Annotated in this window: 15 protein-coding genes; 11 read left to right on the forward strand and 4 right to left on the reverse strand. The window is 69.7% G+C overall.

The genetic code is table 11. The features are described from left to right. Positions 1-2 precede the first annotated feature (2 nt). On the reverse strand, positions 3-509 hold the full coding sequence (locus tag C1N74_RS08115; protein ID WP_023950805.1) for a GNAT family N-acetyltransferase: 507 nt from the start codon (positions 507-509) through the stop codon (positions 3-5). Beyond that, complete coding sequence (locus C1N74_RS08120; protein WP_137750334.1) at positions 506-1,189, reverse strand: hypothetical protein; 684 nt, start codon at positions 1,187-1,189, stop codon at positions 506-508. Before C1N74_RS08120 ends, C1N74_RS08115 begins: the two co-directional genes overlap by 4 nt. 212 nt (positions 1,190-1,401) lie before the next feature. Between C1N74_RS08120 and ileS the strand changes: the two genes are divergently transcribed. Genes ileS through ndk form a run of 4 tightly spaced genes read left to right on the forward strand, consistent with a single transcriptional unit; the run spans position 1,402 to position 6,935 of the window. Beyond that, positions 1,402-4,779 (forward strand): isoleucine--tRNA ligase, encoded by a 3,378-nt coding sequence (gene ileS, locus C1N74_RS08125; protein WP_137750335.1) that lies wholly within the window; start codon positions 1,402-1,404, stop codon positions 4,777-4,779. Next, positions 4,776-6,128 carry a folylpolyglutamate synthase/dihydrofolate synthase family protein gene (locus tag C1N74_RS08130; RefSeq protein WP_064956592.1) on the forward strand — a complete coding sequence of 451 codons (1,353 nt, stop codon included), beginning with the start codon at positions 4,776-4,778 and terminating at the stop codon, positions 6,126-6,128. The genes ileS and C1N74_RS08130 overlap by 4 nt, the downstream gene beginning before the upstream one ends. Next, the gene (locus C1N74_RS08135; RefSeq protein ID WP_023950797.1) at positions 6,116-6,517 is read left to right on the forward strand and encodes a DUF4233 domain-containing protein; all 402 of its coding nucleotides are present in this window, start codon (positions 6,116-6,118) and stop codon (positions 6,515-6,517) included. Before C1N74_RS08130 ends, C1N74_RS08135 begins: the two co-directional genes overlap by 13 nt. A gap of 1 nt (position 6,518) precedes the next feature. Next, positions 6,519-6,935: a nucleoside-diphosphate kinase gene (ndk, locus tag C1N74_RS08140; protein WP_023950795.1), complete on the forward strand. Its 417-nt coding sequence runs from the start codon at positions 6,519-6,521 to the stop codon at positions 6,933-6,935. Positions 6,936-6,998: 63 nt separating this feature from the next. Here ndk and C1N74_RS08145 read toward each other — a convergent pair whose 3' ends face one another. Beyond that, positions 6,999-7,598, reverse strand: coding sequence for a vitamin K epoxide reductase family protein (locus tag C1N74_RS08145; protein WP_137750336.1), 600 nt, complete (start codon positions 7,596-7,598; stop codon positions 6,999-7,001). A gap of 278 nt (positions 7,599-7,876) precedes the next feature. On the opposite strand from C1N74_RS08145, the gene C1N74_RS08150 reads away from it, so the two are divergent. Continuing rightward, positions 7,877-10,291: an Rne/Rng family ribonuclease gene (locus tag C1N74_RS08150; protein ID WP_023950792.1), complete on the forward strand. Its 2,415-nt coding sequence runs from the start codon at positions 7,877-7,879 to the stop codon at positions 10,289-10,291. Positions 10,292-10,325: 34 nt separating this feature from the next. Here C1N74_RS08150 and C1N74_RS08155 read toward each other — a convergent pair whose 3' ends face one another. Beyond that, entirely contained in the window at positions 10,326-10,598 is a 273-nt protein-coding gene (locus C1N74_RS08155; protein WP_064956589.1) for a DUF4031 domain-containing protein, read from the reverse strand. A 232-nt stretch (positions 10,599-10,830) separates the two neighbouring features. Here C1N74_RS08155 and rplU point away from each other — a divergent pair, with 232 nt between their 5' ends. The 6 genes from rplU (at position 10,831) to C1N74_RS08185 (ending at position 15,396) form a co-directional block, all read left to right on the forward strand. Beyond that, positions 10,831-11,139 carry a 50S ribosomal protein L21 gene (rplU, locus tag C1N74_RS08160; protein ID WP_023950787.1) on the forward strand — a complete coding sequence of 103 codons (309 nt, stop codon included), beginning with the start codon at positions 10,831-10,833 and terminating at the stop codon, positions 11,137-11,139. A gap of 17 nt (positions 11,140-11,156) precedes the next feature. After that, positions 11,157-11,414: a 50S ribosomal protein L27 gene (gene rpmA / locus C1N74_RS08165; protein ID WP_023950785.1), complete on the forward strand. Its 258-nt coding sequence runs from the start codon at positions 11,157-11,159 to the stop codon at positions 11,412-11,414. Between the two features lie 73 nt (positions 11,415-11,487). Next, positions 11,488-12,999, forward strand: coding sequence for a GTPase ObgE (gene obgE, locus C1N74_RS08170; RefSeq protein WP_064956588.1), 1,512 nt, complete (start codon positions 11,488-11,490; stop codon positions 12,997-12,999). Next, positions 12,996-13,820 (forward strand): glutamate 5-kinase, encoded by an 825-nt coding sequence (proB, locus tag C1N74_RS08175; protein WP_088379946.1) that lies wholly within the window; start codon positions 12,996-12,998, stop codon positions 13,818-13,820. Before obgE ends, proB begins: the two co-directional genes overlap by 4 nt. A gap of 38 nt (positions 13,821-13,858) precedes the next feature. Continuing rightward, positions 13,859-15,121, forward strand: a complete 1,263-nt coding sequence (locus C1N74_RS08180; RefSeq protein ID WP_088379947.1) for a glutamate-5-semialdehyde dehydrogenase — start codon at positions 13,859-13,861, stop codon at positions 15,119-15,121. 47 nt (positions 15,122-15,168) lie between these two features. After that, positions 15,169-15,396, forward strand: a complete 228-nt coding sequence (locus C1N74_RS08185; protein ID WP_023950781.1) for a hypothetical protein — start codon at positions 15,169-15,171, stop codon at positions 15,394-15,396. Positions 15,397-15,404 lie beyond the last annotated feature (8 nt).

A 15,404-nucleotide genomic window follows, 5' to 3' on the forward strand; every position in this document is an offset into this window, starting at 1 on the left:
GCTCAGCGATCGACGGCGAAGCCGAGGTGAGGCATGTCCACGCCTCGGTAGTGCACCATGAATCGGCGGCGAACGGTCATGCCGAGCCGGATGGCCACGTTCATGGACGCGATGTTGGTGTCACGGACCTTGGCCCAGATGGCGGGGGCACCGAGCTCGCGGAACCCCCAGTCCCGCGCCGCGGTCGCGGCCTCTGTCGCGTATCCCCGATGCCAGTGCGCCCTGTGGAACAGGTAGCCGACCTCGAGAACCTGTTCGTCGCCGACGAACTGTCGCGTGATGCCGCACTGCCCGATCATGCCCACTCCGGGGAGGTCGACGGCCCAGAGTCCGAAACCGTCCTCCTCGTAGCGACGAAGATTGCGCGCGAGCCACTGCGCGCTTTCGTCGTCGTCGAAGGCCCCCTCGTAGGCGGTCATCGCGATGGGGTCGGTCAGTATCTCGCGGAGCGGGCCCAGGTCATCCTCCGTCATCAGCCGCAGGACCAGGCGTTCGGTGCGGGCGATCATCGGTTCGACTCCGGGGCGGATGCCTCGTCGCGCACGTCCCATCCGAGCGCAGCGGCGAACGCGGGGGCATGCGCCTCGACCTGCCGACGGGAGGCCGTCGCTCCGGCCAGCGCACGGATGTCGGTGAAGGCGAGCGCTTCCAGGCCGCGCAGGTCGAGATCCGTGCTCGACAGGGCACGTGTGTCGAACTCATCCACCGTGGTGTCGATGAAACCGACGCGCTCGAGCACCGCACCCGGGGCGTCGAGCGTGCCGATGCGGCAATCGACGATGAGGACGTCCCGCAGCGTCGCGGCGGGCACCGAGAGGTAGTCGATCCGGATGCCGCGGAGGATGACGCCGTCCCAGCGAGCACGCTGAGCATCGAGGGTGCCGATCCGCCCGCCGTTGAGTGTCACGGTGCGCCAGCTGCCGTCGCCCGAGCGGAACTCGGCCGTCGCGAGGTCGATGAGCGCGACGTCGGCGAGCACCGCACCGGTGAGATCGAGCCGGTCGGGGGTCCCCGGCCCGACGACGCTCTCGCTCACGCGTGCGTGGGCACCGTCGACGGGCCCGGCCCCGACCGTGATCGAGGACCCGACGAGATCCGCATGCCGGGACAGGATGGCATGTTCGAGGTGACGGGGGAGGTCGGGGTCGCTCGCGCGAGGCGGAGCGGGGCGGGAGCGCGGGCGGGCCATACCTTCAGCGTATGCCGACGGTATGATGGGGTCATCAGCACCGATCCGGCCATCACCGGGGAGCTCTCGGAAGAACGGCGGCCATCCGCCCAGTAGAACCGAGCGGGGCAGGCCCGTGACAGCCGCTGGGAGAGTGGCCCTCCGGGGCAAGCGGGGTGGTACCGCGGTCGCACGATCGTCCTCGCAGGAAGTCCGACCCTGCGAGAGAAGCCATGACCTATCCGAAGTCCTCTGCTTTCGGCCCCGCCGCCGACAGCGTCGTGCCCAGCCCCCGCTTCCCCGACGTCGAGCGTGAGGTGCTGGCGTTCTGGGAGCGGGACGACACCTTCCGCAGCTCGATCGCGCGACGGGAGGGGGCACCCGAGTGGGTCTTCTACGACGGCCCGCCCTTCGCCAACGGCCTGCCGCACTACGGTCACCTCCTCACCGGGTACGCCAAGGACGTCTTCCCGCGCTTCCAGACGATGCGCGGAAAGAAGGTCGACCGCGTCTTCGGCTGGGACACCCACGGTCTCCCGGCTGAGCTCGAAGCGATGAAGCAGCTCGGAATCACCGAGAAGAGCGAGATCGAGGCGATGGGCATCGCCGCCTTCAACGACAAGGCGCGTTCCTCCGTGCTCGAGTACACGCGCGAGTGGGAGGACTATGTCACCCGCCAGGCGCGCTGGGTCGACTTCGAGCGCGGATACAAGACGCTCGACACGGGCTTCATGGAGTCGGTGCTCTGGGCGTTCAAGGAGCTGTGGGACAAGGACCTCGCGTACGAGGGCCACCGCGTGCTGCCCTACTGCTGGCGCGACGAGACGCCGCTGTCGAACCATGAGCTGCGCATGGACGACGACGTCTACAAGATGCGCCAGGATCCCTCGGTGACCGTCACCTTCCCGTTCGTCGGCGCCAAGGCCGAGTCGCTCGGACTCACCGGTGTGCGCGCTCTCGCGTGGACGACGACGCCGTGGACTCTGCCGACAAACCTCGCCCTCGCCGTCGGCCCCGACATCCGCTACGTCGTGCTGCCCGGCGGTCCGGCCGGCGCGGCCGACGTCCACGAGGACCGCGCCGAGGCCGACGCGCACCGCTACCTCCTCGCCGAGGAGCTGCTCAGCGGCTACGCGAAGGACCTCGGGTACGCCGACGCCGAAGAAGCGCGCGCGGCGGTGGAGCGGACGCTTCCGGGCAGCGAGCTCGCCGATGTGCAGTACGACCGGCTCTTCGACTACTACGCGGATGCCGAGACCTGGGGCACCGGTTCGGCATGGCGCGTGCTCGTCGACGACTACGTCACCACCACGGACGGAACCGGTATCGTCCACCAGGCGCCGGCCTACGGCGAGGACGACCAGCGCGTGACTGCCGCGGCCGGTATCCCGCTGATCATGAGCCTCGACGACGGCGGGCGCTTCCTCCCGCAGGTCACCGACGTGGCGGGCGAGCTGTGGATGGACGCCAACCGGCCCCTCATCCGCCTGCTGAAGGCCGAGGGCCGTCTCCTTCGCGAGGCGAGCTACGAGCACTCCTACCCGCATTGCTGGCGCTGCCGCAACCCGCTCATCTACAAGGCTGTGTCGAGCTGGTTCGTGCGCGTCACGGCGATCAAGGACCGCCTGCTCGAGCTCAACGAGCAGATCACCTGGGCGCCCGAGAACGTCAAGCACGGGCAGTTCGGGAAGTGGCTCGAGGGCGCGCGCGACTGGTCCATCAGTCGTAACCGCTTCTGGGGATCCCCGATCCCGGTCTGGAAGAGCGACGACCCCGAGTACCCGCGTACCGATGTGTACGGCTCGCTCGCGGACATCGAACGCGACTTCGGGCGTCTGCCGCGCAACGAGGCCGGCGAGATCGACCTGCACCGGCCGTTCATCGACGACCTGACGCGTCCGAACCCCGACGACCCCACGGGCCGCTCCACGATGCGCCGCATCGAGGACGTCTTCGACGTGTGGTTCGACTCGGGGTCGATGCCCTACGCACAGGTGCACTACCCCTTCGAGAACCGCGAGTGGTTCGACGAGCACGCGCCGGCCGACTTCATCGTGGAGTACATCGGGCAGACGCGCGGCTGGTTCTACGTCATGCACGTGCTCTCGGGCGCCCTGTTCGACCGGCCCGCGTTCTCGGGCGTCGCCTGCCACGGCATCGTGCTCGGCAGCGACGGTCAGAAGATGTCGAAGTCGCTGCGCAACTACCCGGACGTGTCCGAGGTCTTCGACCGCGATGGTTCCGACGCGATGCGCTGGTTCCTCATGGGGTCGTCGGTGCTGCGCGGCGGCAACCTCGTGGTGACCGAGGAGGGCATCCGCGCCGGCGTGCGCGAGTTCCTGCTCCCGCTGTGGAACACCTGGTACTTCTTCGCCACCTACGCCAACGCCGCCGGCGGCGAGGGCGGGACGGGCTACCAGGCGCGACGTCGCACCGACTCCACCAACGTGCTCGACCGCTACATCCTGGCGCTGACCGGCGACCTCGTGCGCGATGTCGCCGCCGACCTCGAGGCTCTCGACTCCACGATGGCCGCCGCCAAGCTCCGCGACTTCGCCGAGGCGCTCACGAACTGGTACATCCGCCGCTCGCGCGATCGCTTCTGGGTGGGCGTCGTTCCCGGCGACGATTCGTCGACGGAAGCCTTCGACACCCTGTACACGGTGCTCGAGACGCTGACCCGTGTGGCCGCACCGCTCCTCCCGCTCGTGAGCGAGCGGGTCTGGCAGGGCCTGACCGGAGGACGCAGCGTCCACCTGGAGGACTGGCCCGACGCCGCCGATTTCGCTCCGGCCGCCGACATCCGCTCGGCGATGGATGCCGTCCGCGAGGTGTCGTCGGTGGCCAACGCGCTGCGGAAGAAGGAAGGCAAGCGCGTCCGGCTGCCCTTGCCGCAGCTCACCGTCGCGATCACCGATGCGGCGGCTCTGGAGCAGTTCGCCGACATCCTCCGCGACGAGCTCAACGTGAAGGATGTCGCCGTCGCCGAGCTCTCCGACAACCTCGCGGCCTCGTACGGCATCAGCCAGCGCCTCTCCGTCAATGCGCGCGCGGCCGGTCCGCGACTGGGCAAGCAGGTGCAGCATGTCATCGCGGGTGCCCGGGCGGGCCTGTGGAGCGAGCAGGACGGCGTCGTGACCGTCGACGGCGTCGCCCTCGAGCCCGGCGAATACGACCTGACCCTCGAGGCGGGCGGCGTCGCGGAGGGCACCGCCATCGCTCTCCTGTCCGGGGGCGGATTCGTGCTGCTCGACACGACGACCACTGCGCAGCTCGAGGCCGAAGGCCTCGCACGCGACGTCATCCGGGCCGTGCAGGACACGCGCAAGGCCGCCGGTTTCGAGGTCAGCGACCGCATCCGTCTCGCGCTCGCATTCGATGCCGACGAGGACGCCGCCGCTGTCGCATCGGCGTTCGACGCGGCCGACGTCGCGGGAGAGACCCTGGCTCGCGAATGGATCGTGCGGACATCCGCGCAGACGCTTGCCGCGTCCGCGGAGTTCGACGCCGCGGACGAGCCCGACTTCGCGGCGGTCGTCGCCGCGAAGACCTACGCGAACCGCGGCGACCTCACCGTGAGCGTCACCCGTCTGACAGGAGAGAGCGCATGACCGATCAGGCCCGTGCGGATGCCGTCTACACAGCGCTGCTGCAGCGTCAGGGGGAGCAATGGGTGCAGCCGCGCGTCGAGCGCACCCGGCGCGTCCTCGAGCTGCTGGACGACCCGCAGCGCACCTATCGCGTCGTGCACGTAACGGGAACCAACGGGAAGACCTCGACGAGCCGCATGATCGAGAGCCTCGTGCGGGCGCATGGACTGCGCACCGGGCTGTTCACGAGCCCCCACCTCGAGCGGTTCACCGAGCGGATTCTCATCGACGGCGAGCCGATCGCGGATGCCGCGGTCGCCGACGCCTGGGAGGAGATCGCGCCCTTCGTCGACCTCGTCGACGCCGAGCTGGCCGCTGCGGACGACGCCCCCCTGACGTTCTTCGAACTGCTGACGGTGCTCGCCTTCGTGGCCTTCTCCGACGCTCCGGTGGACGTCGCCGTCGTCGAGGTGGGCATGGGCGGGTCGTGGGACTCGACCAACACCGCCGACGGCGACGTCGCGGTCATCGGCCCCGTGGCGCTGGACCACGCCGACCGCCTCGGCGAGACGATCGGCGAGATCGCCGCGGTCAAGGCGGGCATCATCAAGCCGGGCGCGGCGGTCGTCTCGGCCGTGCAGACCCCCGAGGCGGCCGCGCAGATCCGGGCGCGCGCTGCGGAGGTCGCTGCCACCGTCGGCTTCGCCGGCGATGAGTTCGGCCTGTCCGGTCACAGCCTCGCCGTGGGTGGTCAGCAGATCAGCGTGCGCGGTCGGGCGGGGGAGTACCCCGAGCTCTACCTGCCTCTCTACGGATCCCATCAGGCGGAGAACGCCGCACTGGCGGTCGCCGCCGTCGAGGCTCTCATCGGGGCCGAGGACCAGGCCCTTCACCCGGAGGTCGTCGCGGACGGTCTCGGCGCGGTCACCTCTCCCGGCCGGCTGCAGCTGCTCGGGATCAGTCCGACGGTGCTCGTCGACAGCGCCCACAACCCCCACGGCGCCGCCGCCCTCGCCGCGGCGCTGCGCGAATCGTTCGACTTCGACGAGTGGGGTGTCGTGCTGGGTGTCCTCGGCGACAAGGACGCCGCCGGAATCGTCGACGCGCTGGCGCCGGTCGCCGCTCACGTCTTCGCGACCGCGCCCGACTCGGAGCGCGCCTCGGATCCGACCCTCGTGGCCGACCTCGCGGAGGAACACGGGCTCGGCGTCACCGAGCACCGCGATCTCGTCGAGGCGGCCGAGGCAGCGCGCGAGTGGGCAGCGGACGGGGAGCGGCGAGCGGTTGTCATCGCCGGCTCGGTCGTGCTCGCCGGTGAGGCGATCGCCCTCGCCGCCGCGGAGGACTGGAAGTCGGGATGGCAGGCGTGAGTCGGCCCCGGGAACGCCGGCGCCGTGGTGCCGCCGAGTCCCTCGGCTCGGTCGTCCTCGGGTTCGAGTCGATCGTCGTCTTCCTCGGAGGCCTCACGGTGTACGGACTCGGCGTCCTGCCCGACGGCGTGCCGGACTGGTGGGGCGTCGTCGCGGGCGCGGTGCTCGCCGTCGCGATGATCGTCACCTCCGGCGTCCTGCGCCACCGGTGGGGGATCGTGCTGGGCTGGGCCCTCCAGGTCATCCTGGCTCTCGGCGTGTTCCTCGTACCTGCGCTCGGAATCGTCGCACTGGTTTTCGGCGGCATGTACGCGTATGCGACCATCAAGGGGGCTGCTCTCGACCGGCGCAACGCCGCCCTCGCAGCCGACGAATCGAACGGAGACTGACATGCCCACCGAAGAGACCCTCGTTCTCGTCAAGCCCGACGGCGTGGCTCGCGGCCTCACCGGCGCGATCCTGGCTCGTATCGAAGCCAAGGGATACGCGCTCGTCGACATCCGTCTGGTCGAGGCCGACCGTGAGCTGCTCGAGCAGCACTACGCCGAGCACGCGGGCAAGCCGTTCTACGAGCCGCTGCTCGAGTTCATGCAGAGCGGACCGTCGGTGGCCATCCGCCTCGCCGGCAATCGTGTCATCGAGGGCTTCCGGTCCCTCGCCGGGACCACCGATCCGACGACGGCGGCCCCCGGAACGATCCGCGGCGACTTCGGTCGCGACTGGGGCCTGGCTGTTCAGCAGAACCTCGTCCACGGTTCCGACAGCCCCGAGTCCGCAGCCCGCGAGCTGCAGATCTGGTTCGGCTGAGCGGCACAGCGGCATCCCGCCCGCGACTCGATGTCACGACGTCGGCTCGCGGGCGTCGTCGTTTCAGAGGAAGCCGATCCAGTCCAGCCGGAGCTGCGCGACGACGGCGATCGCGACGTAGCTCAGGACGGCCAGGAGCGGGACCCAGCCCGACAGCGTGCCCGCGACCGCGCGGCCTCGACGCGGGAGCGGAACGGTGCCCGAGCGCAGGACGTGGAGAGTCACGGCGTAGAAGCTCGGGATCGTCACGAACCAGGTGACCATGCACCACGGGCAGAGGGTGCCGAGCACGAAGATGCTCTGCGAGATGAGCCAGATCACGAACCCGAACGCGAACGCCATGCCCGCCCAGAACAACAGCCAGAACCACCGCGCGAAGCGTGCGCCGGCGAGGATCGCCGCGCCCACCACGATCGGCGCGACCCAGCTGGTGAGCCCGAGCAGCGGGTTGGGGAAGCCGAAGACCGACCCCTGCGGCGATGTCAGGTTGGCACCGCACTGCACGACGAGGTTGAAGTCGCAGGATGCCGTCGCTGTCGCGTCCTCGAGAAGGTGCAGTCGCTCGGTCGTCAGAGCGAAGGCGGCGATCCATCCGATCACGCCCGCGATCATCAGCCAGACGGCGAGTGCGACGGGGCGGGCATGGCTTCGGGAAGCGGGCATGATCGCGATTATCGCATCGCTGCCGATGGCCCGGCCGTGAGCGTCGGGGCCCGCGTCCCACGAAGGGACGCGCGTAGTGCGATAATGGATGTCGATGCACGCACGCAGCCGCGCTGCGACAGTGCGTCACGAGAGACTTCGGGCAATGGCTGCCCACGCAGGCCGCGCCGAGAGCCGGCTGCACACCGAGTGAGTTCGCGGCTCGTCCTTCCGGGAGCGACGCCGCCAGAGATGTGCCGGGTGGCGCGCGGTGCCGCCCGAAGAGGAGTACGCCAGTGATGGCCGACGATCGCAATGACAACCCGACCCCCGATGAGTCCGAGAACGCGGTAGACCCCGCCGCGGCCGAACTGGCCGATGCCGTGACGTCGATCGACGCCACCGAGGAGCACATCGACAGCGGACGGGCAGCCGAGGACGATGCCCCGGAGCCCGCTGCCGGCGCCGATGAGTCGGCCGCCGCTCCCGACGAGCCCGTGCCTGCTGAGGAGTCCTCCCCGGCGCAGGAGGAGGTCCGTGGGGAAGAGCAGGCTCCCGCTCCGCAGCCCGAGCCCGCGGAGGAACCCGCCCCCGCAGAAGAGCCTGCCCCCGCCGAGGAACCCGCCCCCGCAGAGGAACCCGCCCCCGCCGAAGAGGCGGCGGACGCCGGCCCTCCGACCGCGGTCTCGCTCGGTCTCCTGCCCGCCGAGTTCGTCTCCGCGGTATCCACCGCGCTGCATTTCTACGCTCCCGAGATCCCGCCGCTTCCGGCGCTGCCGGACGACGTCGAGGACGACGACTCCGCGTCCTCATCGGGCTCGAGCAGCTCGCGCCGTCGCGGCCGCCGCCGCGGCGGGTCGAACGGCGATGAGGGCAATGAGCCTGCTCCGCGCCAGCGCGCGGTGGAGCTCATCACCGAACCGCAGCGCATCAAGGGCTCCACCCGGCTCGAGGCGAAGAAGCAGCGCCGCCGCGACGGCCGCGAAGCGGGTCGTCGGCGCACCGTCGTGACCGAAGCCGAGTTCCTCGCCCGCCGCGAGGCGGTCGACCGGGTCATGATCGTTCGATCCAAGAACGGTCGCATCCAGATCGCCGTCCTCGAGGACAACGTGCTCGTCGAGCACTACGTCGCGCGCAACCAGGATGCCTCGCTGATCGGCAACGTGTACCTCGGGCGCGTGCAGAACGTGCTCCCGAGCATGGAGGCCGCCTTCGTCGACATCGGCCGTGGTCGCAACGCCGTGCTCTACTCCGGCGAGGTCGACTGGGATGCCGTCGAGACGGGCAACCAGCCGCGCCGCATCGAGCTCGCACTCAAATCCGGCGACCGCGTCCTCGTCCAGGTCACGAAGGATCCGGTCGGGCACAAGGGTGCGCGCCTGACGAGCCAGATCTCGCTCCCCGGCCGCTACCTCGTGTACGTCCCGGGCGGCGCGATGAACGGTATCTCGCGCAAGCTTCCCGACACCGAACGGGCGCGTCTCAAGCGCATCCTCAAGGAGGTCCTCCCCGAGTCGTCGGGCGTCATCGTGCGCACCGCCGCGGAGGGCGCGACGGAAGACCAGCTCACGCGAGACGTGCAGCGGCTCACCTCGCAGTGGGAGCACATCAGCTCGCAGCTCGAGAAGATCCAGGCTCCCGCGCTCCTGCACTCCGAGCCCGACCTTCTCGTGAAGATCGTCCGCGACGTCTTCAACGAGGACTTCTCGCGCATGCTGATCCAGGGCGACGAGGCCTACTCGACGATCACGTCGTACCTCACGGGAGTCGCGCCCGATCTCCTCGAGCGCGTCGAGAAGTACGAGGACGAGCAGGACCCCTTCGACGCGTTCCGGGTCACGGAGCAGATCGAGAAGGCGCTGGATCGCAAGGTGTGGCTGCCCTCGGGCGGTTCGCTCGTGATCGACCGCACCGAGGCGATGACCGTGGTGGATGTGAACACGGGGAAGTTCGTCGGATCGGGCGGCAATCTCGAGGAGACCGTCACCAAGAACAACCTCGAGGCCGCCGAGGAGATCGTCCGGCAGCTGCGCCTGCGGGACATCGGCGGCATCATCGTCGTCGACTTCATCGACATGGTGCTCGAGTCCAACCGCGATCTCGTGCTGCGGCGTCTGATCGAATGCCTGAGCCGTGACCGCACGAAGCACCAGGTCGCCGAGGTCACCTCGCTGGGTCTGGTCCAGATGACGCGCAAGAAGCTGGGCCTCGGGCTCCTGGAGACCTTCAGCGAGGCGTGCGAGGTGTGCGCCGGCCGCGGCGTCATCGTCCACCACGATCCGGTGGTCAAGCACCGCGGCGCCGGCTCGCAGAACGGCAACGGCAACGGTTCGGCGCGCCGCAACGGCCGTGGCGGCGGTAACGCGGCTCCCGCGCCCGCGAACGGCGGCACCCACGTCATCACCGAGGGCGCGAAGTCGGCACTCGCCCAGATCGCCGCGTCGACGATCCAGGCGACTGCTGCGGAGGAGGACGCCGAGATCATCACCGTCCCGGTGGAGGCGGAGTCCGCACCCGTCGAGCGCCCGAAGAAGCCACGGCGCAAGAAGGCCGAGCCCAAGGCGCCGCGAACCGAGAAGGACCTGCTCCTCGACTCGGTGCTCAACGCGCTCCCCGAACCCAAGGCTCCCGGTCAGGGCCGCGGACGTCGCCGCGTGACGACCGCCGCCCTCAGCGGCACCCCGGTATCGGCGGCGCCGGCCTCGGACGACTGAGGTCGATCGTCACGACGAACGCCGCGGGATCGCTTCAGATCCCGCGGCGTTCGCGCGCGGTGACACGCAGCCCGGAGGCGATGAGGCGACGCACCAGTTCGTGGCCGGACACGTGCTGTGCGCCGCCGGCGACCAGGCGGTCGAACGCCGAGTCGGGGACGTCGTAGTGATCGAGGTCGAAGGCGCGGGCGGGCACCTCATGACGACGGGCGAACGCGTGCAGTTCATCGAGATCCGAGTCGCTGACGAGGTGCGACCAGAGCCTGCCGTGCGCCGGCCAGCGCGGATCGTCGATCAGTATCGCCATCCTCCGATCCTACGAAGCGGATGCCGCGGGGGCGCCGGCCGCGACACACCCGGCCGTCCTTTTGCCGGATCTCCCGGCATCCGGTAAAGTGGACCCTTGGTGCAGCGAGTCCGTCGACGTCCCGTCGTTATCGCGGCTCAGCCACAGGATCATCTGGGGCACGCGCACCAAGACTTTCCAGTCTCGCAAAGACAATCGGAGCCGTGCGCTCCACAGAAGAAACAGGTGTGAAGTGGTTTACGCAGTTGTGCGCGCCGGCGGCCGTCAGGAGAAGGTCGAGGTCGGCACGATCGTCGTCCTCGATCGTCAGGCGGCTCAGATCGGCGACAAGCTCGAGCTTCCCGCCGTTCTCCTCGTCGACGGCGACGCCGTGACCACCGACGCTGACAAGCTCGCGAAGGTCACGGTCACCGCCGAGGTTCTCGGTGAGGAGCGCGGCCCGAAGATCGTGATCCAGAAGTTCAAGAACAAGACCGGCTACAAGAAGCGCCAGGGCCACCGTCAGGACCTCACGCGCGTCAAGATCACCGGCATCAAGTAAGCCAGGGAGACGCAGAGATGGCACACAAAAAGGGCGCAAGCTCCACCCGTAACGGTCGTGACTCCAACGCACAGCGCCTCGGCGTGAAGCGCTTCGGCGGCCAGGCCGTCAACGCCGGCGAGATCCTCGTCCGCCAGCGCGGCACGCACTTCCACCCCGGCGCCAACGTCGGCCGTGGCGGCGACGACACCCTGTTCGCACTTGCGGCCGGTGCCGTCGAGTTCGGCACGAAGGGTGGCCGCAAGGTCGTCAACATCGTGGCGGCAGCCGAGTAATTCGGACCAGACCACTTCGCGGCGAGGGGCGGGCTTCGGCTCGCCCCTCGCCCTGTTTTCCAGGAGGCACCGCATGGTGACGTTCGTCGACCGGGTCACGCTGCATCTGCGTGCCGGCAAGGGCGGCAACGGCTGCGTGTCGGTGCGCCGTGAGAAGTTCAAGCCGCTCGCCGGCCCCGACGGGGGAAATGGCGGTGACGGCGGAGACGTCGTCCTCGTCGCCGACCCCCAGGTGACGACCCTGCTGTCGTATCACCACTCGCCGCACCGCTCGGGTGGCAACGGCGGATTCGGCATGGGCGACAACCGTTCGGGCGCGGCGGGGGAGCACCTCGAGCTCCCGGTGCCGGTCGGCACGGTCGTGAAGACGCCCGAGGGCGAGACGCTCGTCGACATGGTCACCCCGGGGATGCGGTTCGTCGTGGCTCCCGGCGGCCAGGGCGGACTCGGCAACGCGGCGCTGGCCTCTCCGAAGCGCAAGGCTCCCGGTTTCGCGCTCCTGGGCACCCCCGGCTGGGAGGGCGACGTTCAGCTCGAGCTAAAGACCGTCGCCGACATCGCGCTCGTCGGATTCCCGTCGGCGGGCAAGTCGAGCCTCATCGCCGCGATGTCCGCCGCGCGCCCCAAGATCGCCGACTACCCGTTCACGACGCTGCACCCGAACCTCGGCGTCGTGCAGGCCGGCGACATCCGCTACACGATCGCGGACGTGCCCGGCCTCATCGAGGGTGCGAGCGAAGGCCGAGGGCTCGGGCTCGAGTTCCTCCGTCACGTCGAGCGCTGCTCGGCCCTCGTCCACGTGCTCGACTGCGCCACGCTGGAGCCCGGACGCGACCCGATCACCGATCTCGACGTGATCCTCGCCGAGCTCGGCGCCTACCCGGTGCCCGAGGGGCAGATTCCGCTGCTCCAGCGCCCGCAGCTGATCGCGCTGAACAAGACCGACGTCCCCGAGGCACGCGACCTGGCGGACCTCGTCCGTCCGGATCTCGAAGCGCGCGGCTACCGCGTGTTCGAGATCTCCACCGTGAGCCGGCAGGGCCTGCGCGAGCTCTCGTTCGCCATGGCGGAGCTCGTCGCCGAGCACCGCGTTTCGGCAGCGGCCGAGGTGCCCGCCGAGCGGATCGTCATCCGCCCCAAGGGCGCCGAGCGCGACTTCACCGTCCGCGTCGAAGGCGGGACGTACGGCAACGTCTACCGCATCCTGGGTGCGAAGCCGGTTCGGTGGGTCCAGCAGACCGACTTCCAGAACGAGGAGGCCGTGGGCTTCCTCGCGGATCGTCTCGACAAGCTCGGTATCGAGGACGAACTGTTCCGCCTCGGTGCGACCCCGGGGTCGACGGTGGTCATCGGCGAGGGCGACGGGATCGTCTTCGACTGGCACCCGTCACTCTCGTCTGCCGCCGAACTGATGTCCGCTCCGCGCGGTACCGACCCGCGCCTCGATCTGAACCCGCGCCGGACCTCCAATCAGCGCCGCGAGCGCTATCACGAGCGTATGGATGCGAAGGCGGAGGCCCGTGCCGAGCTCGAGGCGGAGCGCCGCGCGGAGAAGTCGCGAGGTGCCGACGAGGACGACGCATGAGCCTGATCTCGCGCGCCGAGCTCAACGGTGCCCGACGTGTGGTCGTGAAAGTGGGCTCGTCGTCCATCAGCGGTGAGAACGCGGGCAAGATCGACTCGCTCGTGGACGCCCTCGCGCAGGCGCACGCTCGGGGCACCGAAGTGGTGCTCGTGTCGTCGGGAGCGATCGCGACCGGTATGCCGTATCTGCGTCTCGACGAGCGACCGACCGACCTGGCGACCCAGCAGGCCGCCGCCGCGGTCGGCCAGAACGTCCTCGTCTACCGCTATCAGGACGCGCTGCGGCAGTACGGCATCGTCGCCGGTCAGGTTCTGCTGACAGCCGGCGACTTCGACGATCCGACGCACCGCTCGAATGCACGGCGCGCGATGGAGCGGCTGCTCGGTCTGCGGATCCTGCCGATCGTGAACGAGAACGACACCGTAGCCACGCACGAGATCCGCTTCGGCGACAACGATCGGCTCGCCGCGCTCGTGTCGCGCCTCATCGGTGCCGATGCCCTCGTGCTCCTGAGCGACATCGCGTGCCTCTACACCCGGCCCCCGAGCGAACCGGGCGCACGCCCCATCGAGAAGGTCGCGTTCGACGACGACCTGAGCGCATACGAGTTCGGGGCGACGGTCGTCAACAGCGTCGGCACCGGCGGCGCGGCCACGAAGGCCTCGGCGGCGCGGTTGGCTGCCGAAGGCGGCGTAGCCGCGCTCGTGACGAGCATCGACCTCGCGAGCGACGTGCTCGCCGGGGCCGATGTCGGCACGTGGTTCGAAGCGAATCCGGCGCCGATTCTCCCGCAGGGCACCGGAGCCATCGGCGTCGCCTGAGACGGGTTCGCCACCGTCGCCGTCGCTAGACTGACGGGATGACCACCGCCGTCGCTACCGACGTCTCCGAGCGCCTCCGCGCCGCCAAGCGCGCGAGCCGATCGATCGGCCTCCTCGACGATGCCGCCAAGACGGCCCTCCTCGACGGTATCGCCGACGCGCTCATCGCCGACACCGCGCGCATCGTCGCGGCCAACCGCGATGACCTCGAGCGCGGGGATGCGGCGGGTATCTCTGCGGGCCTGCGCGACCGTCTCCTCCTCGACGACGGGCGCATAGCCGCGCTCGCGAGCGCGGTCCGCGATGTGGCGCGGCTTCCCGACCCCGTCGGCCGTGTGCTCGACGAGCGGGAACTGCCCGGAGGCGTGCGGCTGCAGAAGGTCTCGGTGCCCTTCGGCGTGGTCGCCTCGATCTACGAGGCGCGGCCCAACGTCACGGTCGACATCACGGCCCTGGCGCTCCGTTCCGGAAACGCCGTGGCGCTTCGCGGAGGATCGGCCGCGCAGTCGACGAACGGCGCCCTCATCGCGTCGATGCGAAATGCGCTCGATCGTGCCGGAGTAGACGCCGACGGCATCCAGACCGTCGATGATTTCGGCCGCGACGGCGCTCGGTTCCTCATGCGCGCGCGAGGCTTGGTCGATGTGCTCGTTCCCCGCGGCAGCGCTCAGCTCATCGAGACCGTCGTGACGGAGTCGACGGTTCCCGTCATCGAGACGGGCGCGGGCGTCGTGCACATCGTGCTCGACGAGTCCGCGCCGCTCGACTGGGCTCGCGACATCGTCGTGAACGCGAAGGCGCAACGACCGAGCGTCTGCAACGCCGTGGAGACCGTGCTCGTCGTCCGTTCGGCAGCCGACCGCCTCATCCCGCCGGTGTCGGAGGCGCTCGTCGAAGCCGGCGTCACCATCCACGGCGACGACGCGGTGCGTCGACTGGTGCCAGAGGCCGTCGAGGCGACCGAGGACGACTGGGCGACCGAGCACATGAGCCTCGACCTCTCGATGCGGGTGGTCGACGACCTCGACGAAGCCCTCGAGCACATCCGCCGCTATTCGACGATGCATACCGAGGCGATCGTGACGGCCGACGACGCTCATGCCGAACGCTTCCTCGCCGAGGTGGACGCCGCGGTCGTCATGGCCAACGCCTCGACGCGGTTCACCGACGGCGGCGAGTTCGGCTTCGGCGCCGAGGTCGGCATCTCGACCCAAAAACTGCACGCCCGCGGTCCGATGGGACTTCCCGAGCTGACCAGCACGAAGTGGCTCGCGCGCGGCGCCGGGCAGACACGCGCCTGACCACCTAAACTTGATATGCGCCGCCGCGCGAAACGAACGGAGCCCCGATGACCCTCGCCACGATCACCGCATTCGCCGCCGAGCAGACCGAGCACCACGGCAATGTGCAGGCGGAGACGATGATCTTCGGCGTCATCGCCCTGGTCATCTTCCTCGCCCTCGGTCTCGTGACGCTGTCGTACCGCAACGTCGCGAACCGCCACGCCGGTAAGGCGGAGGCCTACGCCGCGGCCCACGGCAACCAACTGACGCAGTCGGAGAACGGCCACCACTGAGGCTGCTC

The organism is Microbacterium sp. SGAir0570, assembly GCF_005491085.2.
Classification (GTDB): Bacteria; Actinomycetota; Actinomycetes; order Actinomycetales; family Microbacteriaceae; genus Microbacterium; species Microbacterium arborescens.